This window comes from Imperialibacter sp., from assembly GCF_040222815.1.
In the GTDB taxonomy this organism is placed as follows: domain Bacteria; phylum Bacteroidota; class Bacteroidia; order Cytophagales; family Cyclobacteriaceae; genus Imperialibacter.
This window is the reverse complement of the sequence record NZ_JAVKCH010000036.1, coordinates 129,745-154,329: the sequence shown is the minus strand read 5'-3', so window position 1 is coordinate 154,329 and position 24,585 is coordinate 129,745. Positions and strand designations below refer to the sequence as shown.

The 24,585-nt window shown below is 45.2% G+C and carries 27 protein-coding genes; 16 read left to right on the top strand and 11 right to left on the bottom strand.

Translation table 11 applies throughout. The features are described 5' to 3' along the window. Positions 1-92: 92 nt before the first annotated feature. Positions 93-626 carry a cyclic nucleotide-binding domain-containing protein gene (locus tag RIF36_RS17885; protein ID WP_350123055.1) on the bottom strand — a complete coding sequence of 178 codons (534 nt, stop codon included), beginning with the start codon at positions 624-626 and terminating at the stop codon, positions 93-95. After that, entirely contained in the window at positions 620-1,957 is a 1,338-nt protein-coding gene (gene tilS / locus RIF36_RS17880) for a tRNA lysidine(34) synthetase TilS (protein WP_350123058.1), read from the bottom strand. Before tilS ends, RIF36_RS17885 begins: the two co-directional genes overlap by 7 nt. 93 nt (positions 1,958-2,050) lie before the next feature. Between tilS and RIF36_RS17875 the strand changes: the two genes are divergently transcribed. The 8 genes from RIF36_RS17875 to ispE all read left to right on the top strand — a co-directional run bounded on the left by RIF36_RS17875 (position 2,051) and on the right by ispE (position 10,769). Next, on the top strand, positions 2,051-3,796 hold the full coding sequence (locus RIF36_RS17875) for an OstA-like protein (RefSeq protein WP_350123061.1): 1,746 nt from the start codon (positions 2,051-2,053) through the stop codon (positions 3,794-3,796). Positions 3,797-3,835: 39 nt separating this feature from the next. Continuing rightward, complete coding sequence (locus RIF36_RS17870) at positions 3,836-4,657, top strand: outer membrane protein assembly factor BamD (protein WP_350075379.1); 822 nt, start codon at positions 3,836-3,838, stop codon at positions 4,655-4,657. 3 nt (positions 4,658-4,660) lie between these two features. Next, positions 4,661-4,990: a DNA-directed RNA polymerase subunit omega gene (locus RIF36_RS17865; protein WP_151997485.1), complete on the top strand. Its 330-nt coding sequence runs from the start codon at positions 4,661-4,663 to the stop codon at positions 4,988-4,990. Positions 4,991-5,114: 124 nt separating this feature from the next. Next, positions 5,115-6,311 (top strand): bifunctional phosphopantothenoylcysteine decarboxylase/phosphopantothenate--cysteine ligase CoaBC, encoded by a 1,197-nt coding sequence (coaBC, locus tag RIF36_RS17860; RefSeq protein ID WP_350123064.1) that lies wholly within the window; start codon positions 5,115-5,117, stop codon positions 6,309-6,311. Next, positions 6,271-7,197: a type IX secretion system protein PorD gene (gene porD, locus RIF36_RS17855; RefSeq protein ID WP_350093963.1), complete on the top strand. Its 927-nt coding sequence runs from the start codon at positions 6,271-6,273 to the stop codon at positions 7,195-7,197. The genes coaBC and porD overlap by 41 nt, the downstream gene beginning before the upstream one ends. A gap of 116 nt (positions 7,198-7,313) precedes the next feature. Beyond that, positions 7,314-8,969: a DNA repair protein RecN gene (recN, locus tag RIF36_RS17850; RefSeq protein WP_350123067.1), complete on the top strand. Its 1,656-nt coding sequence runs from the start codon at positions 7,314-7,316 to the stop codon at positions 8,967-8,969. A gap of 50 nt (positions 8,970-9,019) precedes the next feature. Continuing rightward, positions 9,020-9,832 carry an enoyl-ACP reductase FabI gene (locus RIF36_RS17845; RefSeq protein ID WP_317487070.1) on the top strand — a complete coding sequence of 271 codons (813 nt, stop codon included), beginning with the start codon at positions 9,020-9,022 and terminating at the stop codon, positions 9,830-9,832. Positions 9,833-9,965: 133 nt separating this feature from the next. Further along, positions 9,966-10,769 carry a 4-(cytidine 5'-diphospho)-2-C-methyl-D-erythritol kinase gene (ispE, locus tag RIF36_RS17840; protein ID WP_350123070.1) on the top strand — a complete coding sequence of 268 codons (804 nt, stop codon included), beginning with the start codon at positions 9,966-9,968 and terminating at the stop codon, positions 10,767-10,769. On the opposite strand, the gene RIF36_RS17835 is transcribed toward ispE, so the two are convergent. Genes RIF36_RS17835 through tgt form a run of 3 tightly spaced genes read right to left on the bottom strand, consistent with a single transcriptional unit; the run spans position 10,770 to position 13,886 of the window. After that, a complete protein-coding gene (locus RIF36_RS17835; protein ID WP_350123073.1) occupies positions 10,770-11,681 on the bottom strand; it encodes a DMT family transporter in 912 nt (303 codons plus the stop codon). Continuing rightward, a complete protein-coding gene (locus RIF36_RS17830; RefSeq protein ID WP_350123076.1) occupies positions 11,678-12,751 on the bottom strand; it encodes an LptF/LptG family permease in 1,074 nt (357 codons plus the stop codon). The genes RIF36_RS17835 and RIF36_RS17830 overlap by 4 nt, the downstream gene beginning before the upstream one ends. 4 nt (positions 12,752-12,755) lie before the next feature. Continuing rightward, a complete protein-coding gene (tgt, locus tag RIF36_RS17825) occupies positions 12,756-13,886 on the bottom strand; it encodes a tRNA guanosine(34) transglycosylase Tgt (RefSeq protein WP_350123079.1) in 1,131 nt (376 codons plus the stop codon). A 384-nt stretch (positions 13,887-14,270) separates the two neighbouring features. Here tgt and tnpA point away from each other — a divergent pair, with 384 nt between their 5' ends. The 3 genes from tnpA (at position 14,271) to RIF36_RS17810 (ending at position 16,416) form a co-directional block, all read left to right on the top strand. Next, complete coding sequence (gene tnpA, locus RIF36_RS17820) at positions 14,271-14,732, top strand: IS200/IS605 family transposase (RefSeq protein WP_350075397.1); 462 nt, start codon at positions 14,271-14,273, stop codon at positions 14,730-14,732. Positions 14,733-14,919: 187 nt separating this feature from the next. Next, positions 14,920-15,639, top strand: coding sequence for a glucosamine-6-phosphate deaminase (locus tag RIF36_RS17815; RefSeq protein WP_350123082.1), 720 nt, complete (start codon positions 14,920-14,922; stop codon positions 15,637-15,639). Between the two features lie 54 nt (positions 15,640-15,693). Beyond that, on the top strand, positions 15,694-16,416 hold the full coding sequence (locus tag RIF36_RS17810) for a hypothetical protein (protein ID WP_350075401.1): 723 nt from the start codon (positions 15,694-15,696) through the stop codon (positions 16,414-16,416). 13 nt (positions 16,417-16,429) lie between these two features. Here the strand turns inward: RIF36_RS17810 and RIF36_RS17805 are convergent, their stop codons facing one another. From RIF36_RS17805 to RIF36_RS17795, 3 genes are read right to left on the bottom strand one after another with little or no spacing between them, the layout of a single operon-like run. After that, a complete protein-coding gene (locus tag RIF36_RS17805) occupies positions 16,430-17,119 on the bottom strand; it encodes a LytR/AlgR family response regulator transcription factor (protein ID WP_350075403.1) in 690 nt (229 codons plus the stop codon). Next, the gene (locus RIF36_RS17800; protein ID WP_350123085.1) at positions 17,116-18,168 is read right to left on the bottom strand and encodes a sensor histidine kinase; all 1,053 of its coding nucleotides are present in this window, start codon (positions 18,166-18,168) and stop codon (positions 17,116-17,118) included. Before RIF36_RS17800 ends, RIF36_RS17805 begins: the two co-directional genes overlap by 4 nt. Next, the gene (locus tag RIF36_RS17795) at positions 18,169-18,786 is read right to left on the bottom strand and encodes a hypothetical protein (RefSeq protein ID WP_350123088.1); all 618 of its coding nucleotides are present in this window, start codon (positions 18,784-18,786) and stop codon (positions 18,169-18,171) included. Between the two features lie 281 nt (positions 18,787-19,067). Here RIF36_RS17795 and RIF36_RS17790 point away from each other — a divergent pair, with 281 nt between their 5' ends. From RIF36_RS17790 to rsmG, 4 genes are all read left to right on the top strand, one after another. Further along, the gene (locus RIF36_RS17790) at positions 19,068-19,850 is read left to right on the top strand and encodes a hypothetical protein (RefSeq protein ID WP_350123091.1); all 783 of its coding nucleotides are present in this window, start codon (positions 19,068-19,070) and stop codon (positions 19,848-19,850) included. A gap of 172 nt (positions 19,851-20,022) precedes the next feature. After that, the gene (locus RIF36_RS17785) at positions 20,023-21,135 is read left to right on the top strand and encodes a glycosyltransferase (RefSeq protein WP_350123094.1); all 1,113 of its coding nucleotides are present in this window, start codon (positions 20,023-20,025) and stop codon (positions 21,133-21,135) included. Further along, entirely contained in the window at positions 21,126-21,734 is a 609-nt protein-coding gene (locus tag RIF36_RS17780; RefSeq protein ID WP_151997501.1) for an RNA polymerase sigma factor, read from the top strand. Before RIF36_RS17785 ends, RIF36_RS17780 begins: the two co-directional genes overlap by 10 nt. A gap of 139 nt (positions 21,735-21,873) precedes the next feature. After that, positions 21,874-22,500: a 16S rRNA (guanine(527)-N(7))-methyltransferase RsmG gene (rsmG, locus tag RIF36_RS17775; protein ID WP_350123097.1), complete on the top strand. Its 627-nt coding sequence runs from the start codon at positions 21,874-21,876 to the stop codon at positions 22,498-22,500. 8 nt (positions 22,501-22,508) lie between these two features. Here the strand turns inward: rsmG and RIF36_RS17770 are convergent, their stop codons facing one another. The 3 genes from RIF36_RS17770 to RIF36_RS17760 form a co-directional block, all read right to left on the bottom strand. After that, on the bottom strand, positions 22,509-22,844 hold the full coding sequence (locus RIF36_RS17770) for a type II toxin-antitoxin system PemK/MazF family toxin (protein WP_350123100.1): 336 nt from the start codon (positions 22,842-22,844) through the stop codon (positions 22,509-22,511). Beyond that, positions 22,841-23,134 carry an AbrB/MazE/SpoVT family DNA-binding domain-containing protein gene (locus tag RIF36_RS17765; protein ID WP_350123103.1) on the bottom strand — a complete coding sequence of 98 codons (294 nt, stop codon included), beginning with the start codon at positions 23,132-23,134 and terminating at the stop codon, positions 22,841-22,843. Before RIF36_RS17765 ends, RIF36_RS17770 begins: the two co-directional genes overlap by 4 nt. Positions 23,135-23,386: 252 nt before the next feature. After that, positions 23,387-23,554 (bottom strand): hypothetical protein, encoded by a 168-nt coding sequence (locus tag RIF36_RS17760; RefSeq protein WP_350123106.1) that lies wholly within the window; start codon positions 23,552-23,554, stop codon positions 23,387-23,389. 388 nt (positions 23,555-23,942) lie between these two features. Here RIF36_RS17760 and RIF36_RS17755 point away from each other — a divergent pair, with 388 nt between their 5' ends. Next, the gene (locus tag RIF36_RS17755; RefSeq protein ID WP_350123109.1) at positions 23,943-24,473 is read left to right on the top strand and encodes a hypothetical protein; all 531 of its coding nucleotides are present in this window, start codon (positions 23,943-23,945) and stop codon (positions 24,471-24,473) included. The last annotated feature ends 112 nt before the right edge of the window (positions 24,474-24,585 follow it).

The window sequence follows — 24,585 nt, the reverse complement described above, 5'->3', positions numbered from 1 at the left end:
TCGGGACAAAGCTATAAAATACAAGCTATTATTCGAACAAGCTTTTGACTAATTGGCCTGCCCGGTTGCTAACAAATATGTGCGGCAAATATTTAGCGTCTTTTGTAAGCCAAACTCAGGTCAAAAAAGCCGAAGTGATTTCGGTACGACTTCACAAGGTTGGCTGAATAGGCGTTGTAAATCTCAGCAAACGAGGTCATCACCTTAGCCCTGATCACCGTGTTATCATTCATGATCTGCAATAAGTTTACTTGCGGAATCACATAAAGCTCGGCGTTGTCGCTCACCACAACGGAGGTAAATATTCGGGTGGCACTTTCAATCACAGTGTTGTCCCCAAACGCATCGCCTGGATAGATCCGTGACAACTCCTCAAATTTATCCTTCACGTCGATGTTCAACGCTATCTCCCCACTCTTAATGATGTAAAGCGCATGACTGGGGTCACCTCTAAAAAAAACAGCTTCCTCATTTTTATACTGCCTGAGATACAGATAAGGGACAAACAACGCCATCTCCTCATAGCTCAGGCGCTCGAACAGCCTTACTTTTTGCAAAAAGCCAAAAAGGTTGAGTTCCTCTGAGTTATAAGACCTTCTGAATGGATTCAATATGCTCTTTAACATACACTTAGTTTGTACACCCTGCTTGTGGAAGAAGTAATCTTACATCGGTCATCAATCCTTTTGCCAACCACCCAGACCACTTCGCCGCCCGACAACAGGACATATACCCTGCTTTTCAAGTTTACTGGAATTTTGGCATCAATCATAAAATCGCTGATCTTTTTTTGGCCGCTCATGCCCAGTGGCACAAAGCTGTCTCCTTCTCTCCAGCGCCGAAGTTCCAGGGGAAACTGCAGGCAGTCAGCGTCTAACAAAGCTAGGTTCTGTGATTTGTCAATAGCTACAGGCATAGCCAACCTTTCACAGCTAAGCTTTCCGAGTTGAAATGTTATCACCTTGTCATTTGCTTCAATAAGAATCGGTTCATCACCCTCATCCCCACCTGCCCTGCTTATAATAAGTCGGCCCCGGTCCAGGTTGATCTGATGGGTATCAGTGAAAAAAAGTTTGCCGGAAGTGCCTTCTTCAATACTCGCTTCCAATTGCTTGAAAGACTTGTAGGCCAGCGAGGTTTTAGCCTTCAGGTACTCATAGACGTAAAACGTGGAGTGCTCTCCAGCTCCCTTCAGTGTTACTTCGGTGTAGTCGCCCTTTTCCACTACATAATTGGCCAGCCATACTTCCAGTGAACCCTTAATGGCAACGTCAGTTGCCCAAAGCCTGGCCAGCGTGTCCTTCAGGGTACCTCCCAGAGAAGGGTTTAATTCTTCCAACACCGGCACTACATGGTGTCGCAGCTTGTTTCGCTCGTAGTCATCTTTGGCATTCGACGCATCCTCTCTCCACTTCAGGGCCAGTGTACCGGCTATTTCTCTTATTTCTTCGCCCGTAAATAACAGCATAGGCCTCACAAAATGGTCCCTGGCCGGTGTGATGCCAGAAAGCCCCCGAAAGCCTGTCCCATGTGTGAGGTTGAGCAAAATGGTTTCCAGCGCATCGTTAACGTGGTGAGCCGTGGCAATTTTTGCATTGCCTTGTTGCTCACTTAGGATGGAAAAATAGCTATATCTGAGCTCCCTGGCCGCCATTTGAATCGAGAAGCCGTTTTCTTCTGCAAAAGCCGCGGTATTAAACGAGGTGGAGAAAAATTGTGCTCCCCACTCGTTGGCCAATTGTTTCACGAAGGCCTCGTCGCCATCGGAAGCTTCGCCTCTCAACTTAAAATTGCAGTGCACAACACCGAAAGATTGCCCAAGCTCCATCATTAGCCGACCCATCACCACCGAATCGACTCCCCCGCTTATCGCCAGCAAAATCGTTTCGCCGGGATCAAAAAGGCCGTACTTCCGGATAAAAATTCTTAATTCACGGAGTTTTTTTTCGATATCCATACCGCATTTGGTTGCCTTGCCGTTTAAGCAGCTAAAGGAACTTTACGCAAGTAAAGGTTCTTTCTCTATTTTTGCCACGCACTAACAAAAACAATGAGGCAATTCTCTTTTCAAATACTCATCATCTTTTTCTTCCTGCTGGGCATCTCGCTTCCCGCCCAGGCGCAGCGCAAGGAGAAGCTCAAATACAAGGCAGAGCATGGCATGGTGGTGAGAGACAAAGCTGGCTCCTATGAAAAGCTGTGGGACAAAGTGACCTTCTCGCAGAAAAACACCATCATCTATTGCGACTCGGCGGTGATGCTAAAATCCACCAACTCCATGGAGGCTTTTGGGCACGTAAGAATTGTTGACAACGATACCGTGACTATTACAGGCAACAAGCTTTTTTACGATGGTAATACCAGAAAGGCGCAGATGCGGGAAAATGTGGTGTACACCAGTGGCGAAAACAGGCTTTACACCGACTTTCTGGACTACGAACTAGACACCCGTGTGGCCAACTACTTTAACAATGGTAAGCTGGTGGATTTGAATAACACACTTTCAAGCCGCCGGGGCTATTTCTACGGTTTTGAAGACCGGGCCACTTTCTACGGCAAGGTCGAGCTGTTAAGCCCTGAATACACATTACATTCCGACACACTGCGGTACAATACCATTACCAAAATTGCCATCACCGACGGGCGAACGGAGATCATCACCTCTGACAGCACCATGCTGTATTCGAAAGGTGGTGAGTTCAAAACCGTTCCCGAGCAGTCTTCATTTATCAAAGGACAAATAGACACCAGAGACTATATTCTGGAGGGAGACGAGCTGTTTTTTGACGACATCAATAAATACTACACCGCTACTGGTCATGTGAAAATGACAGCAAAAAACAATGATGTCATCATCACTGGCGAAAAGGGAGTTTACTGGAGAAACAAAGGTTTATCCAAGGTGTTTGGCAACCCAGTCATGAAAAAAATGATGCAGGCGGATACCTTCTACCTGGCTGCCGACACCCTGATCTCAATAGAAGATAATGTAGACTCGCTGAAGCGAATACTGGCTTACAACCATGTACGGATGTTCAGATCCAATTTGCAGGGAAAAGCGGATTCATTGGCCTACTTTATAGCTGATTCTGTTATCACCTACTATTTCGATCCGGTGCTGTGGAACTTCAAGAATCAGATAGAATCTGACACGATCAGTTTGTATTTAAAAAACAACGTGATCGACGAGATGTACATGCAGAAAGACGCATTCATCGTTTCGCAGGATACACTCAAACAGTTTAATCAAGTCAAGGGACGAAACATGAGGGCTTACTTTGCTGATAATTCCATCAAGAGAGTGGACGTAAATGGCAACGGTGAGAGCATTTACTATGTGTTAAGCGACGGCGACAGCCTGCTGATGGGCATGAACCGGATACTATGCAGCAATATCACCATGCGATTCAAGGGAAATGACCTAAATAATATTTCGTTCTACATGAAACCGGAGGCCACATTCTACCCGCCACACGAAATTACGCCCGAGCTCACAAAGCTGGATGGGTTTGCCTGGCGGGCCAGTGAACGGCCTACTCTTCTACAGGTACTCAGCCCTGTTCCGCCGGAAGAAATCACAACCGACAGCCTGGGCAATGCCATCAAGAAACCTTCTCCTACAAAACCTGTCCGAAAAGGCGGTGTGAGCACAACTTCAAGTTCAGCGAAAGGTGCGGCGGGAGGTTCGCCAAACAACGCAAGCGGTACCCTACCATCTAAAACCGCCGTTCCGACAAAAAAACCCAACCCTAACGGCACATCTGGTGTCAAAAAGAAAGAAAACAGCCAACAATAGATTGGTAATTAGCTGACCATCACTTAATTTTGCGAGCTTATGTTCAAAACCCGGCTTTTAGTAACGCTTTTATACCTTTCGATAGGTTTCATCACAGTTTCTTGCAGCGAATTTCGAAAAATCCAGAAGAGCACTGACTGGAAAAGGAAGTATGATGCGGCAATGAAATATTATGAGGAGGAAGAGTACTACAAAGCCAACGTGCTTTTTGAAGACATCATCCCTATCATTAAAGGAACCAAAGAAGCTGAGCTGGCGGAGTACTACTATGCTTATTCTTACTATTATCAGAAGCAATACATATTAAGCTCCCACTACTTCAAAACATTTGCCACTACCTACGCCAGAAGTGAGCATGCCATGGAAGCGCAATATATGAATGCCTATTCGCTGTATCTTGAGTCCCCAGTAACTGACCTCGACCAAAGCAGCACCTATGAGGCCATTGCATCTATGCAAACCTTTATAAATAAGTACCCGTACAGTGAATACAAAGACAAATCGCAGCAGATCATTGACGATCTTCAGCTAAAATTAGAGAAGAAATCTTTTGACAATGCCCGTCTGTACTACCAACTCAGGAGGTACAAATCGGCGGTTGTGGCATTCAATAACTTTGAAGTAGATTTTCCCGATTCTGAGTTTAATGAAGAGGGATCATTCCTTCGCATTAAATGTCAGTTCGAATATGCTCAGCAGAGTATTCCGAGCAAGCAGGAGGAACGATACAGAGAAGCAATTGTTTATTACCAGAAGTTTATAGACAAATTTCCAGAAGGTAAATTTGTACGGCAGGCCCAGGATATGTACACGATCAGCCTGGAGCAGGTACGTGAATTAGCAAGTATTTCAAGTAACTAAGATATGGCAGTTAACAAAACAAATTCGCAGGCATCTATTATCACCCGTGATAATGCGCAACTAGCTAAACCCACAGGCAACATTTATGAGTCTGTAGTAATAGTTGGTAAGAGAGCCAGACAGCTTTCTGCAGAAATGAAAGAGGAGCTTAGCAATAAGCTGGCTGAATTCGCTTCTACCGTAGACAACCTGGAGGAAATTTTCGAGAACAGAGAGCAGATCGAAATCTCTAAGTTCTATGAGAAGATGCCTAAGCCTACCATCGTGGCAACAGATGAGTTTCTGGAAGGAAAGCTTTATTTCAGAAGAAACGAAGAAGAGGAAACAGCTTAATTAGCTTTTCCTTCAACCAAATTCGTTTCGAATAGCCTGAAAAGCGTTAATTTGAAGATGAAGCGGCTGAAAGTGACCTTTGGTTATGAATTTGGCCGCTTCATAGTTTTTCAATTACATTAACATGCTTCAAGGTAAAAAAATCCTTCTGGGTGTTTGTGGCAGCATTGCCGCTTATAAATCGGCTCTTCTTACCCGTTTACTCGTTAAACAAGGCGCAGAGGTGCAAGTACTTCTCACTGCCGACGCCAAAAACTTCATCACCCCGCTTGCGCTTTCCACACTTTCTAAGAAAGCAGTTTATTCCGACTTCTTTCACTCCGCCGACGGTACCTGGAACAATCATGTAGAGCTTGGTCTTTGGGCTGACGTCATGGTAATAGCCCCGGCAAGTGCCAACACGCTAGCGAAAATGGCCAATGGCATTTGCGATAACCTGCTGCTAGCCACTTACCTTTCTGCCCGCTGCCCTGTGTTTTTTGCCCCTGCCATGGATCTCGACATGTACAAGCATCCATCTACCACCGCCAATATCAACTCGCTTCTGTCCTACGGTAATAAGCTCATCGATGCCGAAGATGGAGAGCTCGCCAGTGGCCTGAGCGGTGTAGGCCGGATGGCAGAGCCTGAACACATAGTGCAGCATCTGGAGAAGCACTTCAGCAAAACACAGCGCCTGGCAGGAAAAAAAGTGCTCATCACTGCAGGCCCAACACACGAAGCAATCGATCCGGTTCGTTTTATAGGCAATCATTCTACTGGCAAAATGGGCTTTGCGTTGGCAGAGCAGTTTGCCAGCCAGGGAGCGACAGTGGAAGTAGTGAGTGGTCCTTCGTCACTTTCCGCCTCCCATGCTGCCATTAACGTCACCAAAGTTCGTTCGGCTGAAGAAATGCTGACAGCTTGCGAGGTGCTGTTTAACGATGTTGATATCGCCGTTTTTGCTGCCGCAGTGGCTGACTACCGCCCCGACACACCCGCACAGGAAAAAATTAAGAAGAGCGACGACACGCTCACTTTGCACCTGGTGAAAAACCCCGACATTGCAGCCACACTCGGCAAAAAGAAGAAAAAGCAATTTACTGTCGGCTTTGCTTTGGAAACTACCAATGAAATAGCTCATGCAAAGGAAAAGCTGAACAAGAAAAACTTCAATCTCATCGTTCTTAATTCGTTGAAAGACCAGGGAGCGGGATTTGCCCACGATACAAATAAGATTACTATCTTAGACCATGATGGAAGCAGCACGTTTGACCTTAAATCTAAACACGAAGTGGCCAATGATATTGTCGACATGGTGTGCGAGAAAATGGGCTTATAGCCTGACAATGGCATTCGCCTTGTGTGCGACATTGACTGCCAATGCCCAGGAGCTCAATTGCAAAGTGACAGTGAACGCACAACAGGTGCAAACCACGGAGCGCCGAATCTTTTCTGACATGGAGCAGGCGTTTACGCAGTTTTTCAACAGCCGCAAATGGACGAACGACGTTTACAAGCAAGAAGAGCGGATAAACTGCAACATCATCATTAACATGGAGGAAATGCCCTCCGTTGGCAACTTCAAGGCAGCTGTTCAGGTGCTGTCGGCCCGGCCCGTGTATAATTCGGGGTATGAATCGCTTGTTTTCAACTTCGCCGACCGGGACTGGCAGTTTGACTACACGGAGTCGCAGCCCCTGCAGTTCAACGAGAACGCCTTTACCAGCAATATCACATCGATGCTGGCCTACTATGCCTACATTATCCTGGGTATGGACTACGACACGTACTCAAAAATGGGAGGCACGCCTTATTTCGAAAAGGCGTTTCTTGTTGTTAACAATGCCCAGCAGTCGGGAGCCGTTGGCTGGGATCAGTTTGGGAACAACCGAAACCGCTACTGGCTCACAGAAAACCTGATGAACGCTGCCATGATCCCCCTACGTGAAGCAGCATACGACTACCACTTGAAGGGCCTCGACCTATTTCAGGAAAAGCCAAACGAGTCCCGGGTGGCGATGCTCGAGACACTAAAAAAAATCCAACAAGTAAAAGCCGTAAGGCCTAACAGTATTTACCCCATCGCCTTTATGGATGCCAAACTCGATGAGCTGGTAAATATTTACTCACAGGGAGATAGATCGGTTCGCCAGCAGGCTTACGATATCCTGACCAAACTCGACCCGGGAGAAAACGATAAACTTCAGGCAATCCTCAAGAATTGAGCGTTGGAAGTGAGGGATTCTTTTAAAGAATTCTCCACCGAACTCGGCTTTCAAAACATTTAAACTTATATTTTTGGCTTCCTTAATGCAAAGACAATAGGGAGTAACCGGCAACCATGCTAAAACACCTGCTCATTAAAAACTATGCACTCATTGAACACCTGGAGATGACACCATCGCCCAGGCTGAACATGATAACAGGTGAAACCGGCGCAGGTAAGTCCATCATGCTGGGAGCCGTTGGCTTGCTGCTTGGCAACAGGGCCGACACCAAGTCGCTCTACAACGAAAATGAAAAGTGTGTAGTGGAAGGTTCTTTTGATGTTTCTGCCTATAGATTGGCCCCACTTTTTGAGGAAAATGAACTTGACTACGAGGCAGTAACGCTGATCCGAAGGGAAATCAGCCCATCTGGTAAATCGAGGGCTTTTGTGAACGATACGCCCGTTACCCTTGACGTACTCAAGTCGCTGGGAGATCATTTAATGGATATCCATTCACAGCACGACACATTGCTGCTGGCTTCTAATAAGTTTCAGCTGGGTGTGATCGATGCCTATGCTGGCAGTCAGTCGTTGATAGATGGCTATACCGGCTTTTTCAAAAACTTCAGAAAGAAAAAGAAAGCTTACGAGCAATTGGTGACCGAAAGTGCTGAGCTGCAAAAGGAGGCGGAATACAACCTGTTTCTTTACACAGAGCTCGAAAAAGCAGCTTTGAAGGCAGACGAGCAGCAACAATTGGAGGATGAGCTTGCCACGCTGGAGCATGCCGAAGAAATCAAGCTGAGGCTCAACGAAAGCCTGCAGCTACTCAGCGAAGCAGAGTTTTCTATTGAAAGCCAACTGGCGCAGGTAACGCATGCCCTCTCTGCTGCTGGTAAGTTCTCAGGAAAAATCAATACCCTCAGAGAGCGGCTGGAAAGCGCCGTGATTGAGCTACAGGACATTGGCGAGGAAATAAAAAAAGAAGATGATCAGATTGAATACGATCCTGAGAAAATCCAATTGACAAAAGAGCGGGTTGATTTGATCAATCAGCTGCAGCAGAAGCACAGAGCGGCCTCTATTGAAGAGCTGCTCGTTATTCAGCAAAACCTTGAAGCAAAGGTGAGACTTGTCCAAAACATGGACGACACCCTAACCGATGCCAGAAACGAGCTTGATGAAGCTGAAAAGGAATTGACATTGGCGGCTGCTAAGTTGAGTGAGCATAGAAAGTCTGCTTTCGCCAGTTTCTCGAAGGCAGTAGTGGAGATCGTAAGAGAGCTCGGCATGCCTTTGGGATCTTTCGAGGTCAGCCACAAGCTGGTGCCCCCAACAGAGTCGGGTGTTGATGAAATTGGCTTCCTTTTCAGCGCCAACAAGGGCATTACTCCAAGGGAACTCAAAGACGTAGCCTCTGGTGGTGAATTTTCACGGCTCATGTTTGCTATCAAATACATCCTCACAGACAAAACTGCTTTGCCTACCATCATCTTCGACGAGATTGACACGGGTATTTCTGGTGAGATCGCAAATAAAATGGTAGGTATGATGAAAACCATGGCGACGAAGCACCAGGTGATATCAATTAGTCACCTGCCTCAGTTTGCTGCCAAAGGCGATGCACACTATTTTGTTTACAAAGACAACAGCAGCGATAAGGCCGTGAGTAAAGTAAAACTGCTCGCAGAGGAAGAGAGGGTGAATGAAATTGCCAAGATGATTGCCGGTGCCTCCCCTACTGCATCTGCGCTGCAGAATGCACGGGAGTTACTTCAACAGGATTGAGTTAAATTTTTCTATTTTTGCCCATATTACATTCGCTTAAAACAAGAACTATGGCTTATAATCTATTAAAAGGAAAAAGAGGAATCATTTCTGGCGCATTGGATGAAAACTCCATTGCCTGGCATGTAGCTGAAAAAGCCCACGCCGAAGGTGCAACTTTCACACTAACAAACGCACCTATTGCCATGAGAATGGGCAAAATAAACGACCTGGCCAAGGCCTGTAATGCCGAAATCATTCCTGCTGATGCTACCTCTGTGGAAGAATTGGAAAACCTCTTCAGTAAGTCGACCGAAATATTGGGTGGGAAAATCGACTTTGTGCTGCACTCTATCGGCATGTCACCTAACATCCGCAAAGGGAAGTCGTACGGTGAGCTGAACTACGACTGGTACCAGAAATCCATTGATATTTCTGCTCTTTCCTTTCATAAAATGATGCATGTAGCCGAAAAGCAGGACGCACTCAACGAATGGGCTTCCATCGTTGGCTTGTCCTACATCGCTGCACAACGCACCTATCCTTTTTACACCGACATGGCCGACGCCAAAGCTGTGCTGGAATCCATTGCCAGAGGCTACGGATACAGACTGGGAAAAGCGAAGAACGTGAGGGTGAATACGATCTCTCAATCGCCTACAAAAACCACAGCAGGATCAGGTATCGATGGATTTCAGAGCTTTTATGACTTTGCCGACAAGCAGTCTCCATTGGGTAACGCACCTGCCGGCGCTTGTGCCGATTACTGCATTTCGCTTTTCTCAGACCTTACCCGCATGGTAACGATGCAGAACTTGTACCATGATGGTGGATACTCCAGCACAGGTATCTCTGAAGAGGTGATTGAAATGTTCAATAAGTAATTGAAATAACTTTGCGTATACGGATCGTCGTGCCTGCGAAAGCAGGCATCTCCGTTTAACTACCTGTCAGTTGGTTATCATTGCCTGATCAACACGCCTTGCAAAGAATTTCGGACTACAACCAAAGCCCTCAGTGATCACCTTCCCCAACGCTAAAATCAATCTGGGACTTCAAATCCTTCGTAAAAGAACGGATGGGTATCACGACATTTCTAGTCTCTTTCTGCCTATTCCGCTACAGGATGTGTTAGAAATAGTGGAAGCTAAATCGTTGTCATTTACATCATCGGGTTTGCCCATCCCCGGCAATAGTGACGACAATCTTTGCCTGAAAGCCTATCAGTTACTTCAAAGGGATTTTGCGCTGCCACCCTTAAGCATCCACCTCCACAAAGCCATCCCTATGGGCGCTGGGCTCGGCGGCGGCTCTGCCGACGGCGCTTTTATGCTGGTGATGCTCAATAAAAAATTTGCGCTGGGGTTGAGCAATGCTCAGCTGGAAGACTACGCAGCTCAGCTTGGTAGTGATTGTCCTTTTTTTGTGAAAAACCAGCCGGCCATGGCGCTTGGTCGGGGAACTGAGCTAACGCCCTTCCCTACTGACCTAAATGGATACCATTTACTCCTAGTATTTCCCGGTATTCACATCGGAACAAAAGAAGCCTATGCGGGAGTAAAGCCTAATGACAGGCAACAAGGCATCACTGATATCCTTTCCCAGCCCATTGAAAAATGGAAAGGCCAGTTGGTAAATGACTTTGAGCAATCTGTATTTTCCAACCACCCTGCTCTGAAGGAAGTAAAAGAAAAGCTTTATGCCAAAGGGGCCGTTTATGCCAGCATGACAGGCTCCGGTTCAACGATGTATGGAATTTTCGAAGACAAACCGAAAGCAAGTCTGGCAGGTGAAATGAGTAGCTGGACCACTATGCTCTAATCACCGCAACACATCGGTCTCCAGTGCTTTTCTCTTGTAGTACCTATTGATCCATGGGTAGACCAGCACAGACGATAAAATAACAAGTGTCCCCAGATAAAATCCCGGTTTCATTTTCTCTTGCTCTCCGAAGATCAGCAACGCCAGTACGATACCGTAAATAGGCTCCAGATTGACGGCCAGGTTGACTGCAAAGGCCGGAATCCTCTTCATCAGCTTCACCGACTCGGAATAGGCATACACAGTGCAGGCGAGCGCCAAAATAATCAGCCAGAGCAAGTCATATCCTTGCAGCCCAAGTTGAACTCCATCGGAAAAGTAAGCCCCATAGATCGGGAAGAACAGAATGATGCTCAGTGAGGCGCCAATCATTTCATAAAACGTGACCGTGAAATGGTAGTGCCGCTGTGTAAACTGAGAGTTGATGACAGTAAATACAGCAGCTAAAAATGCAGAGACAATGGCAACGAAAAGCCCCCAGGCATACTTGAACTCCACATTGAAAATAATAACGATGCCGACTATAGCCATCATGCCAAGCACAACCTCAAAGCCCTTTACCCGCTTTTTGGTCATAAGGGGTTCCAAAAGACTAGTCCACAACGAAATAGTAGCTATTCCGGCCAGGCAAACGGAAATATTGGAAAGCCGTGCTGCGGCAAAGAAGAGAATCCAGTGTACGCCAATGATAATGCCTGTACCAAGCGTTTTAACAATGTCCTTAGTGCCTATCGCAAAGCTTTTCTTTCCGACTAACAGCATGACGCCCAGTGCGATGGCTGAAATGAATGTGCGGTAAAAAACCAGCTCCACCGACGGCATGCTTACAAGCATTCCCAGTATGGCTGTGAAACCCCATAAGAAAACAATGAAATGGAGCTGGAGATAGTCTTTGGTATACTGACTCGTCATCGGGGAAGCGTGAAGTACATGAGCCCTCCAATAGTACCAAACACAATGTTAGGCAGCCACACTGCAAGAATAGGATCCATCGATCCAGCCTCGGCCACTGCCCGTGAAAAAGTATAAAAAATGATGTAAAGAAAGGCCAGCGCAAAGCCCAAAGCGATGAGATAGCCTGTGCCTCCTCTCGACTTTCTTGCTGAAACGATCACTCCTATAAACGTGAGGATGATGACGGCAAATGGCTGCATATAGCGGATATATTTCTCAATTTTGTAAATCACTACATCCTCCGCTCCTCTGGCGGTTTGCAATTGAATGTGCTCTTCCAATTCATTCATGTTCATGGTCTCCTGGCGACCATAGTTGTTGGTAAAATCCGCCGGAGACAGGCTCAATGCCGTATCAAGTTGAGTTCCTGCTGTTATTTTCTCTTCAAAACCATCAATCTCCCGTAGCTGCCAGTTGATTACCTTCCACTTGTGGGTTGTTGAGTCCCAGTCCATTCGGTTAGCTACCAGCTTGGCTTTCATCTGATCTCCCTCTATCTTCTCCAGCGTTACTTTGTAGGCCACGTCCGAGCTGTTATTATAACTCTGCAGGTACAGGTAGGTGTCATCTCCTACCTTCATGTGAATATCTCTCTCAACAAAATAAAATGCCTTTTTCACGTAGGCCACTTCGAAGCCAATCCTGAATTTATTGGCATTAGGAATGATGTATCCGTTAAAAAAAAATGTGAGTATAGCGATAAGAATAGCACCTATAGCATAGGGTACAAGCATGCGTTTGAAGCTAATACCGCTGGCCAGAATGGCAATTATTTCTGTTCGGGCGGCCATATTGGCTGTGATGAATACAGTAGCAATGAAAACAGTGATGGGGGTGATTAAGCTGGCGAAGAAAGGAAAAACAGTGAGGTAATATTTGAAGATGATCGCAGCTTCCAAACCATTTTTGATGAACTTATCATTCTTCTCAGTGAAATCGATTACACAGATGACAGACACAAGCATCACCATCACAAAAAAGAATGTGACGAGAAATTTCTTGAGTATGTATTTGTCGATCAGCTTCATTTCGCTACAAACGGTGGCTTACCTTCTTCACCATAATATCTTTCCAGCTCGCAAAAGTACCATCAATGATTTTTTCCCTTGCTGTATTAACCAGCCAAAGATAAAAAGTAAGATTGTGAACCGTAGCTATTTGTGCCCCCAACATTTCCTTGCTCATGATGAGATGACGCAGGTAAGCCCGGGAATAGAAAGTGCTGGCATATCCACCAACCGTTGCATCAATAGGCGAAAAGTCGTCCCTCCATTTCTCATTCTTAATATTGATAATCCCCTCAGAAGTAAACAACATGCCGTTTCTGGCATTTCTGGTTGGCATCACGCAGTCGAACATATCCACCCCCAGGGCAATGCACTCCAGGATGTTGGCTGGCGTGCCTACTCCCATCAGATAACGGGGTTTGTCGGCAGGTAGTATATTGCAAACAAGGTCTGTCATTTCGTACATAAACTCAGCAGGCTCGCCCACCGACAAGCCACCAATGGCATTGCCATCCATGCCTCTGGAAGCGATGTACTCTGCAGAAATCGTACGGAGTTCTTTGTCCACACTGCCTTGCACTATGGGAAATAAGGCCTGCTCATATCCGTAAAGCGGTTCTGTCGTTTGCAGATGGCTGATGCACCTGTCCAGCCAGCGATGTGTCATCTCCATGGACTTTTTTGCGTAGTCCAGCTCACAGGGAAAAGGCGGGCACTCGTCAAAAGCCATGATGATGTCAGCGCCAATGGTGCGCTGAATGTCCATGACATTTTCAGGTGTGAAAAGGTGATTGGAGCCGTCGATGTGTGACTTGAACTTTACGCCTTCCTCTGTGATTTTCCGTTGATCGGCCAGGGAATAAACCTGATAGCCTCCGCTATCGGTAAGGATCGGCCCCGTCCAACCATTGAAGCCATGAAGCCCTCCGGCAGGCTTGAGAATATCCAGGCCCGGCCTGAGATAAAGATGGTACGTGTTGCCAAGGATGATCTGTGCTTTGATGTCCTCTTTCAGCTCCCGCTGATGCACGCCCCTTACGGAGCCCGCTGTGCCTACCGGCATGAAGATGGGGGTCTGAATCTCACCGTGCCCTGTACTCAGCTGCCCGGCCCTTGCTTTCGATCCTTTGTCTGTAGCTTGAAGTTTAAATTGCATCCCTTTTAAAAACAGGTGCAAAAATAGCTTAATAATTGGCAATAGAGAGAGAATGCGATGCAAGTATCGTCGCTAATCCCAACTCGCAAGCCCTAAAACCCATATGGCATCCCTACGGGATTTGAATCTTGTCATTCTATTTGCTCTATGTACCGATATGCCGTCCCTAACGGGACTTGGGATACTGTAAAAATATGACCGGGAATGAAATAGTTTGCAGAACTCCTCAGGGATGCTTCATTCCCTTATCTGAGCATTAGAGTCAGACTTAGGCCCAATTTGTAATACCCTAGTCCCATCGGGACGCCACATCGGTAGCCCCATAGGGGCGAAAAAGATGCCCATCGAATCCCGTAGGGATGGCATATTTGTTATATTTAAGTCATGCCGAACACCTATACACAAATTCATCTCCAGATCGTTTTTGCGGTAAAATACAGGCAGGGGTTAATTGAAAAAGCATGGAAAGATGACTTGTATAAATACATAACGGGCACAATTCAGTCTTATGATCATAAAATGCTTGCTATAAACGGTGTGGAAGATCACATCCACATTTTGATAGGCATGAGACCTACCCAGTCCCTTTCTGACCTTTTGCAAGACATAAAATCAGGCTCTTCCAAATGGATCAATGATAACAAGCTGACCAAGCGGAAATTTGCCTGGCAAGAAGGATATGGAGCCTTCTCATACAGCAAGTCCCATGTGCCGAATGTTATAAGGTATATCCATAATCAAGAAGAGCACCATCGAAAAAAGACCTTTCTGGAAGAATATGAGGAATTTCTCAAGAAATTCGAAGTGGATTATGACCGGCGCTACATTTTCAAAGAGCCAGAATAGCCTCTAGAACTATATGCCATCCCTTCGGGATTCTGATTTGTCGCTAGCTTGCTTCCTATCGACCTTTATGTCGTCCCTAACGGGACTAGTCACGAGACGTCAGCCTATCAAATCCCGTCGGGACGACATATATTGGTAACCCAGGCTCGGCACACTATCTTCGCCAGTCCAAAACACCTCAGACGATATGACCATCCAAACCTACACCACCTACAAAGAGCTCTCTCGCAAGACTGCTGATCTAATCATCGAAAGTATAAAAGGCAAACCCAATCCTCTGGTCTGCCTGGCCTCAGGCCATACGCCGATTGGTGTCTTCAAATGCTTCGTGGAAGACGTGAAGTTTGGCAAGCTCGACGTCTCTGGCTGGACTTTTGTTGGGCTCGACGAGTGGAATGGCATGAACGGCACCACCAAAGGCTCGTGCCGCCAAATGATGGATGAAGACCTCTTTGAGCCACTGAACATTCCCGAAAAGCAGATCGTTTTTTTTGATGGTACCCAACCCAACGTGCAGGCGCAGTGTGATGAGGTAAATGAGCTGATCCACCAACATGGCGGTTTGGATGTGATGCTGGTGGGAATAGGCCTCAATGGCCACATTGGCATGAATGAGCCTGGCACTTCTTTCGACACCTATGCCCACATCAGCCAGCTGGCCAAAGAAACCATCACGGTCGGCCAAAAATACTTTCCTGGAGAAACGAAACTCTCCACTGGTATCACCATGGGATTGAAGCATTTTCAGGAAGCCAGGCTGCCCATTATTATGGCGAATGGAGAAAAGAAAGCGGGCATTATTGCTAAAGTGGTAGCCTCACAGCCAATCGAGAGTCTGCCTGCCAGCATTGTGCATATATCTCCGCAGGCTTATATAATGGTGGATAAGGAGGCGAATTCTCGATGAGAATTACTATTTTATTGGTAGCTTCAGATTGAAATCAGCGATCAAATTCATTGTATGAGATCATCTACAGGAACTATCAAAATAATAATAATTACCTCTATTGTGGTAATTCTTTTGTGGATGATGAATTTCGCTATCGTGATAAAATGGGATTGGCTAATTTTATTTTTTCCAAGTTTGGCTGGAATTGAGCCAGGCACACTTGGCGACACTTTTGGCCTCGTTAACTCTCTTTTCTCGGCACTAGCATTTTCTCTTCTTATCTGGACGTCTCTCATGCAGAAAGAAGAGCTTTCTCAAAACACTAAGATATTGGAAATGCAAGCCAAAGAGATGACTGACCAAAGTGAAAGTCTTAGGATGACTCGAAAAGCCCAGGAAGAAAATTTGAATCTGGTAAAGAACCAACTTAGGCTATCTGTAAGACCTTCTTTTTCTTCTGGCTATATCTTATGGTATGAAAATGGCAAATACTACGAGCTTGCTATTCCAGTAATGGATCATTCAATTGCTCTGCTCACATCAGATATTTCGATAACGATAAATAGTGAAAAAGTTGAGTTCGAAGCGTTAGTAAAATATATAAATCCAGGGGAAAAAATTATTTACAAATCAATAACTTTACCATCCCCAAGTGAAGGGCTAAACGCTTATGGTACTTTGAAATTTTTTGACAAGGTTGGCAATATCTATAACCTTGGATTCGGTCTAGATTCTCCTGAAAACCAATCGGCAATATTAAATATCTATAGTATCCAATACTTAGAAAATAGTTAAAACGTATCAGCTCTTACCCCCCCAACCCCTCCATCAATTTATCCTTATAAGTCAGGCCTACCGGCAACATCTCCTCTCCCACTTTCACCTGGTTGCCTTCCAGGTATTGAATAGCATGCAGAGACACTATATAAGATTTATGCAGCCTGATGAATTTTGGTGAGGGCAATTCGTCCTCAATATTCCTCAGGGTCTCGTTGGTGATCAATACTTTGTCACGGGTATACACCTTCACATAGTCGCCAATCGACTTAAAATAAAGAATATCCTCCAGCGCTATTTTGTGCAGCTTTTTATCAGCCTTGACTACAAAATAGTCTGCTAGCTGCTTTCTCCCAGAGGCCTGCAAATAGTTCTCAACTTTGCCAACTGCCTTCAGGAATCGCTCGAAAGAGCATGGTTTCAGCAGATAGTCGACTGCTTCCACCTCAAAGCCTTCCACCGCAAACTCAGGATAGGCAGTGATGAACACAACCGCAGGTGGTTTGGCTAACGATTTCACCAGGCTGATGCCCGACAACTTGGGCATGTTGATATCAAGAAAAATGAGGTCGACGGGCTGACTCCGAATTACCTCAGCGGCCTCCAGCGCATTGCCGCATTTGGCCACCAATTCCAACTGTGGCGTGTCGGTCACATAGCCTTCAATCACTTCTTGTGATAGCGGTTCATCATCGACAATAAGACACCTGAGTTTGATCATAGTTCTATTGTTAAGTGAACTTTATACTCGTCCTCCGCTTCATCCAACTCCAGGGTATAGCGGTCTTCATATATCAACTCAAGCCGCTTTTTCACATTCTCCAGCCCTATGCCCCCGTATTTCTTTTGCTCCACATCGTCAATACTTCCCACATTATTGCGACAAGTAAAATCGACAAAGTCGTCCCCAACTTCCATTTTCACATCAACGTAAGATTCGCCTGTCTCCCCTTTTATGCCGTGCTTAAAGCTGTTTTCAACAAATGGAACAAACAGTAATGGAGCAATTCTTTGTTCTCTTACCTCACCAACGATTTCTAATGATATCCTGGCATGGTGATCGGATCGCAACCGTTGCAGGTTGATGTAATTCTCGATAAAAGCTATCTCCTTTTCAAGCCGTACCTTCTCATCTTTTGCTTCGTAAATCATGTAACGTAAAACCTCCGACAACTTCAATATCGAGGCTGGCGTCTTCTTATCCCCTTTCAGGGAAAGACCATAAAGGTTGTTGAGGCTGTTAAAAAGGAAATGTGGGTTGACCTGCGACTTAAGTGCCTCCAACTCTGCATCCAGCTTTTCTTGTCGGGTCTCCGCTAGTTTGGTTCTCGCCTCGGCAAGCTGAAACCATCCCTTCGATAGCTTCAGCAAGGTGCTCGCACCCATGTATACTGCGAAAAACTGAATGATGTCAACTAACTCATAGTAGCTAATGAAGTAGTAGCCCGGCAGAAGAAAATCAACAAGATAATCGAAAAACCAGGTATTAAGCTGGCTAAACACCAGGATGGAAAAACCGACTAAAGCGATATAAAGAAAGTACCTGCCCTTGTCCAGCAGTTTCGGGATCAGAACAAAGAGATTAAGGTAGACGGGTATGATTAGTGTGAATTGAAATAGTCCGTCGTAGATGTAATCGATGTTACGAATCTCGCTGTCAGTAGAAAAAATCCGCAGCAACACATAAAAGGACAGCACCCAAAAGGCCAGGTGCTGCACCAACCTGTTGGATACTGTCTTTTTGAACAACTGCTTACTACTTTTCATCATTTACTGACGCTTTCTGACAAACTTATCAGGTTCGCTGAAAGCTTTGGGGTCATTGTGATATTTCGCCACAAACTTTTGAAGCTCGTTCGTTGATGCTGTCAACACCACCCTGTCGGCCCCATGGGCTTTTACTACTTCATGCGAAATTCTGATCTGGTTGTTTTTTATCAGGTCACTGAGCCATTCGCTGTCAAACTGATAGATGTATAAACTGTCATCCTGCGTTTCCACCTTTGAAAAGGTATGGACAGGAAGTAAATTCCCCAGGAGTATGTCGTTTCCTATTTCTTTGTCATAGTTTTCTGCTGGAAACAAATCGATAAAATAGGTCCCATCCAGTTTCATCATATAGGCATCCAGGTTGGTTTCAACCGAATCCCCATGGTAGGTTATTTGATAGGCCTTAGGGTTTACCAACTCCTTCTTCAGTTGATTGGCATCCGGCCTTTGAGCTCTCTTAATTACCCAGCTATTGCCATCATCATCTATCCATTCTCCTTTCAAAAAGGGCTCATAGATCATAGTTTTTTCATCGTACAATGGGTGCAACGACTGAACAGTGCATGAGGATGCCGCCATTACCAGGGCAAGCATTCCAATAATTGATTTAGCCTTCATCTTCATGTGTCTTTTGTGATTGTTTCTTAGCACGAAGAAATAGTCCATCCATCGAACGCTCAAAAAACTTCGATGTACACCAAAAAACTCGAGGTAAAATGAGAAATACTCCCGGTCTTTTCCTAATCAGTCTCCCTCATGTCAACATGATTCGGAGGTACGATGACTCCACTCTATTCTTCACCCGCCCTCCAAAACGAACTTAACTAATTGATATATAATTACTTGTGTTTTTGGCCCGCCATTTGCATATATCAGACCAGAACCAAACAATTACGGTCATGAAAACTTCTACATTAATTCTGAGTTTGAGCTTGCTGGTACTGGTTAGTACTACAGAAGCTGTTTCACAACCTTCATTTGCCTTCTATTATAGCAGCTACGGCGACCAGCTGAGCTGGAATGTGCCGCAGGCAGTGATGTACAAAATCAATCGTTCGTACTACGGTTACGATGTAGTCCATGTTCGCCAGGTACCTTACAGAGGTTTCATTGACTTCGAAATTATCCTTGAAAACAGAGGCACCTTCGTGTCAGTGAATATAGACCACTACGGTAGAATCCTGAACTCGGTGCAGATCGTGAATTCCCACTTTGCTCATCACATTTGTGACAGCTACTGTGGATTCCACGCCAATCACTACCAGAGGTACTACCGTCCAAGACCTGTAGTGGTTGCCAGTAAATACCATTACTACAACAAAGGGTACGCTCATGGCCACAACCATCATAATAAGCACCATTATAACAATGACCACAATTATGGCAACAACAACCATCAGAAAGGTCAGCAACATGGCAAATATGATAACGACCGTCGTGACAATAATCAATACCGTGATAGCCAGAATGGAAAGAGTTATGATAAAGACGGGCGCCGTGACAACAACCAAAACACTGGAAAAGGCAGCTCAAATGATAAGTACCGTGGCCAGGCCAGCGAAAGCAGAGTGGCGGATACTAATAGCAAAACAGAAAGTACTGGTTACAGAAGAGGTTACAGAAGAGGTCTTCAACCGGCGACAACCGCAACGGCCCGTCAGCTAAGCACAAGAGGTAACTGATTTCTGAATAATTGATAGTTCGTTGTTGGAGTTTGAAAAGGAGCGGCGCATGTCGCTCCTTTTTTTGTGCACCACTACTGAAAATCATCACTTCATATTTAGCCCTTCAATTCGATCATCTAATTGGCTAAAAAACCTATCTTTGATGCTTTTGAAAACTTGAGCGTTTTACATGGAGTATTTAGTACCAGCCTTGTGTGGTTTTTTTCTTTTCATTCATCTTTTCTTTCAATTCAAATGGTGGATTGGCTTGAGCAAAGTCAATAAGCGGCAGAAAACGCTGGCTAAAACTGAAGTGGGTGTCTCAGTCATTGTGTGTGCTCACGACGAAGAAGAAAACCTAAAAGCGCTTATTCCGCTCCTGCTGGCCCAGGACTACCCCAACTTTGAGGTGATCATTGTGGATGACCGCAGCAATGATGGCACTTACGACCACTTGTTAGGCCTTAAGGACAGCACTCCAAAGCTAAAAATGGTTAGGGTAGACAGCTCGCCCAACCATGTCAACGGCAAGAAGTATGGCCTGACATTGGGAATAAAAGCAGCGAACAACGACATAGTGCTATTCACAGACGCCGACTGTCGCCCTGCTTCCGACCAGTGGGTGGCAGAAATGGCTAAAGGATTCAGCTCAGAAAAAATTCAATTCGTGCTCGGGTATTCCCCATACTACACTGAAAAGGGCTTTCTTAATAATTTCATTCAGTGGGAAACCACTATCACGGGCATCAACTACCTCGGGTCGGCTGGTGTGGGTGGCGCCTTTATGGGAGTTGGACGCAACCTGGCTTACCGGAAGTCGTTCTTTCTCGACAACAAGGGCTTCAATGCGCATTTGAAAGTGACCGGAGGAGACGATGATTTGTACGTAAATGCCCACGCCGGTTCAAAAAACACGGTGGCCATTGTGAACCCCCAGTCATTGATTTACTCCTACCCAAAAAAATCATTTGGCACCTATTGGACGCAGAAGCTAAGGCACCTTTCGGTGGGCAAAAGATATAATGCCGGGGATAAAATTAATTTAGGCCTCTGGTCGTTTTCCCAGATAGGATTTTGGGTGACTTTGCTTATTTTAGCCCTTTCAAATACCCAACCCTATTGGGCTTTGGGAGGTTTTTTGGGCAGGGAAGTATTGACCTTGGGCTTGTTGAGTTACTTCCATCGGCTAACCGGACATCGTTTTTCTTACTGGGCGCTACCAGTAATTGATTTATTTTATGGAGTATACCTGCTTCTTGTTGGTGGCAGGGCTACATTTGCTAAACGGGTTAAATGGACGTAAACAAACAATTTTCTGACAAAGCATTACGGGATTTCAAGCTGATCGACAAAGCCACGGTCGACGGGGAGGAACATGCCTATGCAGATTTGATGCAGCTATACAAAAAGCCCGTTTATCACATGATCCTCAAAATGGTGAGGAATATTGATGATGCTGAGGACCTGACCATTGAGGCATTTGCCAAGGCCTTTCGCAACCTTCACAAATTCAAGAAAGACTACACATTTAGCACCTGGCTGTTTCGCATAGCTACTAACAATGCCATCGACTTTATCAGGAAAAAGAAGCTGGACACCTATAGCCTCAACACCAGTTTTACAGACGAAAGTGGCGACTCAGTGAATATAGATGTGCAGGATGAGAACCTGAACCCGGCAGAGGAAACCATCAAAACGCAAAAGATAGAGATTGTGCAGATGTTTGTGAACAAGCTGCCCGCCAAATACCAGAAACTGGTGCGTCTTCGCTATTTCGACGAGCTGAGCTATGAAGAAATAGCCGTGGAGCTTGAGGCACCCCTGGGCACCGTGAAGGCGCAACTGCACAGGGCACGGGAGTTGATGTACGACCTGGTGAAAGAGAAAAAGGATCATATCTGAGGATCATATCTGAGGATGATATCTGAGGATCATATCTAAACTTTACTGAGGCCTGTCAGGGGACAGGCCATGGGAATGAACGGGAGCTTCCTCAATCCCCCTTGGTCTGTCCCCTGACAGACTTAAAACAATCAAGACCTTGAATCAAGACCTCATCTTCCGCTATTTCCCTGATCTATCGCCTCGGCAAAAAGAGCAATTCACAGCCCTTTACCCTCTTTACGAAGACTGGAACTCCAAGATCAACGTCGTTTCCAGGAAAGACATTGAGCAACTCTACCTTCACCACGTGTTGCACTCGCTGGCTATTGCCAAACTGGTTTCATTTCAACCAGGAACAAAGGTTTTAGACGTCGGCACTGGTGGTGGCTTTCCTGGCATCCCGCTGGCTATCCTCTTTCCCGATGCCGAATTCACGCTTGTCGACTCGATTGGCAAAAAGATATTGGTGGTAAAAGAGGTGTGCAAAGGAGCAGGCATCCAAAACGTAACGGCTATTCACGGCAGAGCCGAAGAACAGAAAGGCGAATGGGATTTCGTCGTAAGCCGGGCAGTTACCCGCCTAAAGCCCTTTATAGAGTGGGTGGAAAATAAAATTAGTAAAACGCCTAAGCACTCCGTTCCCAATGGCATTCTATGCCTCAAAGGCGGCGACCTGGACGAAGAACTCTCAGAGATCGATTACCCTCACCATGTGCATGACCTCAGCGACTTCTTTAAAGAAGAATTTTTCGAGACGAAGAAGCTAGTGATAGTGAGTGTGTAAAAGGCTAGTTACAACAAATCGAGAACTTTCATCAGGCCCAGCTTTACATCATCTATTTCATCGTCGCTCAATTTGCCTAACCTCCTGATGAATCTTTTCTGGGAGACCGACTTCACCTGAAAGCAATCGGCAATACTTAGTTTAATCAGTCCATTGGAAGGCGAGGGCGTCAAGACAACATGCCATTCCTTTGGAACCTTTAAGCCGTCAGTTACAGGTACTACCACTTTGAGGTCGAGTGCCCCCATCGTATCGTTGTTGACTACAATAGCAGGCCGGGTTTTTCTGATTTCATCACCCACCTGAGGCGAAAAATTGACCTCCCAAACCTCACCTGTCGTCATTCGTCTGAAATGTTTAAGTCAATATCTGCCGACTGGCTCTCCTGCTGATAGAAATCGATGATTTCAGGATCATTGGCAGCAGCCCTCATTCTCTCATAAATTTGGGCTTTTGACGCTCTTGCCGCTTCTACCTTCTTCTGAAATGGATTGTCAGCAGATTTATGAGGCCTTATAAGTATTCCTTCACTTGTTTCCTCAAGGGTTACCTTCTCCAAATGATACTTTTCTATGAGGTGCTTTGGAAGAATAATAGCCTGACTGTTTCCTACGGTGGTGAGAGATTTAACCATTCCTAAATTTATCAAAAGTAATAACAAAATTATAACAACTAGTTATATTTTAGTACTTACTCATTTAATCCACCAAAGACTAATCTGCTTTCAATTGTCAGCCCAATATCAAAGGATAGCGTCCTTCCCAGGTTTGGGAAATTGAAGCAGCAACATCTCAGCTAAGTCGAGATTGATGATACGTATTGAGCCTTATTGATACGAAAATGAACCGCAAGCTTAGCAGTCAATTCATCTCAAACCCCTCCCTTTTCAGGAACGGGCGACCATCTTCGTATGCATCAGCCTTTCTACTTTAATCAGGTGAATAAAGGAAGCGACACCTTTGGCTTCATAGTTTGCCGAAAGGCTTTTTCCATCTTTGAAATAACCAGCCACAACACCGCCAGATGCCCGACTTCCATATATGGCAGCTCCCATTCCTTTAAGGGTATAGTGTGGCCGTAGCTAGTTATCTGCAAGCAAAGGTGCGCTTCCTCCTACTAGCCCTTAGTCTATTTATTTTCATATGTTGGTGACAATAACGGAAAACAATCTGCTACCGACCGGATCAATATTGGACAGGTATTTATCTACTTCATACGGGATAAATTCTACTTGAATGTTATAAATGATATATTAGGGTATATTATATAGGCAAATGAAATTTCCTGCCTACCCCACTTGAAAGTTCGACTTCAAAAGAAACGTCGATATTGTATTTTGGGATAGGAATGGGGTTTCAACTGGATTACATTTTTACAGTATTAAACTACGCAGAAGTGATAAAACGGTAATTGGATGGTTATTAATATGAAACAAATCAGCTATGAAAAATTTTCAAACTAGTCTTTGCATAGGGCTATTTGCTCTTTTAGGCGGGACAGCATTGGGGCAGTCAAAGGACGAGTCTAACTCCCTTTACGCAGAATTTTTAGGAAACGGAATCGTCTATTCATTAGGATATGAGAGGGTATTTCTTCGAACTGAAAAAGATTGGTTTGCCGTTCGTGTTGGTTTAGGTGTAGTTCCTGAATCTCGTGGGAATGCCAAAGGATTATTTTTATCCTTACCCTTGGAAATCGTAACAAGGGGCATCCATAAAAACATTGAAATCGGGACAGGAATAACACCTTATTTGAGCAATACATATGTTCCTTTAAGCGTTACTGAGCAATTGTTTGAAAAAGAAACATCATTGGAGTTTAAGGTTTATGCAAGACTCGGATACGTCTCCTCCCCTGGTAAGCGTGGCTTATTCTGGAGAGCGGCATTTGTACCCGACCTTTATGACTCTAGGCACAACAACAAGAAAAATAATGTCATAGGATTCGGTTTGGGGCTTGGGAAGAAGTTTTAGTAGTTTATAGTATCACTGATATCGTCTTACCAATATGAAAATCAATCAATACCATACTTTGGATCACTACTCTAGACCTCTATTCGACTTCAAGTAAGAATAATGGCCCTCC

Excerpts from the sequence above, each read along its gene's own strand:
- tnpA (WP_350075397.1), top strand. The coding sequence starts at position 14,271 with ATGCCGAACACCTATACACAAATTCATCTCCAGATCGTTTTTGCGGTA.
- RIF36_RS17765 (WP_350123103.1), bottom strand. The coding sequence starts at position 23,134 with ATGGTTAAATCTCTCACCACCGTAGGAAACAGTCAGGCTATTATTCTT.
- recN (WP_350123067.1), top strand. The coding sequence starts at position 7,314 with ATGCTAAAACACCTGCTCATTAAAAACTATGCACTCATTGAACACCTG.
- RIF36_RS17755 (WP_350123109.1), top strand. The coding sequence starts at position 23,943 with ATGAAAAATTTTCAAACTAGTCTTTGCATAGGGCTATTTGCTCTTTTA.
- RIF36_RS17805 (WP_350075403.1), bottom strand. The coding sequence starts at position 17,119 with ATGATCAAACTCAGGTGTCTTATTGTCGATGATGAACCGCTATCACAA.
- RIF36_RS17815 (WP_350123082.1), top strand. The coding sequence starts at position 14,920 with ATGACCATCCAAACCTACACCACCTACAAAGAGCTCTCTCGCAAGACT.
- RIF36_RS17875 (WP_350123061.1), top strand. The coding sequence starts at position 2,051 with ATGAGGCAATTCTCTTTTCAAATACTCATCATCTTTTTCTTCCTGCTG.
- RIF36_RS17870 (WP_350075379.1), top strand. The coding sequence starts at position 3,836 with ATGTTCAAAACCCGGCTTTTAGTAACGCTTTTATACCTTTCGATAGGT.
- RIF36_RS17835 (WP_350123073.1), bottom strand. The coding sequence starts at position 11,681 with ATGACGAGTCAGTATACCAAAGACTATCTCCAGCTCCATTTCATTGTT.
- RIF36_RS17865 (WP_151997485.1), top strand. The coding sequence starts at position 4,661 with ATGGCAGTTAACAAAACAAATTCGCAGGCATCTATTATCACCCGTGAT.
- RIF36_RS17830 (WP_350123076.1), bottom strand. The coding sequence starts at position 12,751 with ATGAAGCTGATCGACAAATACATACTCAAGAAATTTCTCGTCACATTC.
- porD (WP_350093963.1), top strand. The coding sequence starts at position 6,271 with ATGATATTGTCGACATGGTGTGCGAGAAAATGGGCTTATAGCCTGACA.
- coaBC (WP_350123064.1), top strand. The coding sequence starts at position 5,115 with ATGCTTCAAGGTAAAAAAATCCTTCTGGGTGTTTGTGGCAGCATTGCC.
- RIF36_RS17760 (WP_350123106.1), bottom strand. The coding sequence starts at position 23,554 with ATGGGAGCTGCCATATATGGAAGTCGGGCATCTGGCGGTGTTGTGGCT.
- tgt (WP_350123079.1), bottom strand. The coding sequence starts at position 13,886 with ATGCAATTTAAACTTCAAGCTACAGACAAAGGATCGAAAGCAAGGGCC.
- RIF36_RS17785 (WP_350123094.1), top strand. The coding sequence starts at position 20,023 with ATGGAGTATTTAGTACCAGCCTTGTGTGGTTTTTTTCTTTTCATTCAT.
- RIF36_RS17770 (WP_350123100.1), bottom strand. The coding sequence starts at position 22,844 with ATGACGACAGGTGAGGTTTGGGAGGTCAATTTTTCGCCTCAGGTGGGT.
- RIF36_RS17885 (WP_350123055.1), bottom strand. The coding sequence starts at position 626 with ATGTTAAAGAGCATATTGAATCCATTCAGAAGGTCTTATAACTCAGAG.
- RIF36_RS17795 (WP_350123088.1), bottom strand. The coding sequence starts at position 18,786 with ATGAAGGCTAAATCAATTATTGGAATGCTTGCCCTGGTAATGGCGGCA.
- RIF36_RS17800 (WP_350123085.1), bottom strand. The coding sequence starts at position 18,168 with ATGATGAAAAGTAGTAAGCAGTTGTTCAAAAAGACAGTATCCAACAGG.
- RIF36_RS17790 (WP_350123091.1), top strand. The coding sequence starts at position 19,068 with ATGAAAACTTCTACATTAATTCTGAGTTTGAGCTTGCTGGTACTGGTT.
- RIF36_RS17810 (WP_350075401.1), top strand. The coding sequence starts at position 15,694 with ATGAGATCATCTACAGGAACTATCAAAATAATAATAATTACCTCTATT.
- RIF36_RS17780 (WP_151997501.1), top strand. The coding sequence starts at position 21,126 with ATGGACGTAAACAAACAATTTTCTGACAAAGCATTACGGGATTTCAAG.
- RIF36_RS17845 (WP_317487070.1), top strand. The coding sequence starts at position 9,020 with ATGGCTTATAATCTATTAAAAGGAAAAAGAGGAATCATTTCTGGCGCA.
- tilS (WP_350123058.1), bottom strand. The coding sequence starts at position 1,957 with ATGGATATCGAAAAAAAACTCCGTGAATTAAGAATTTTTATCCGGAAG.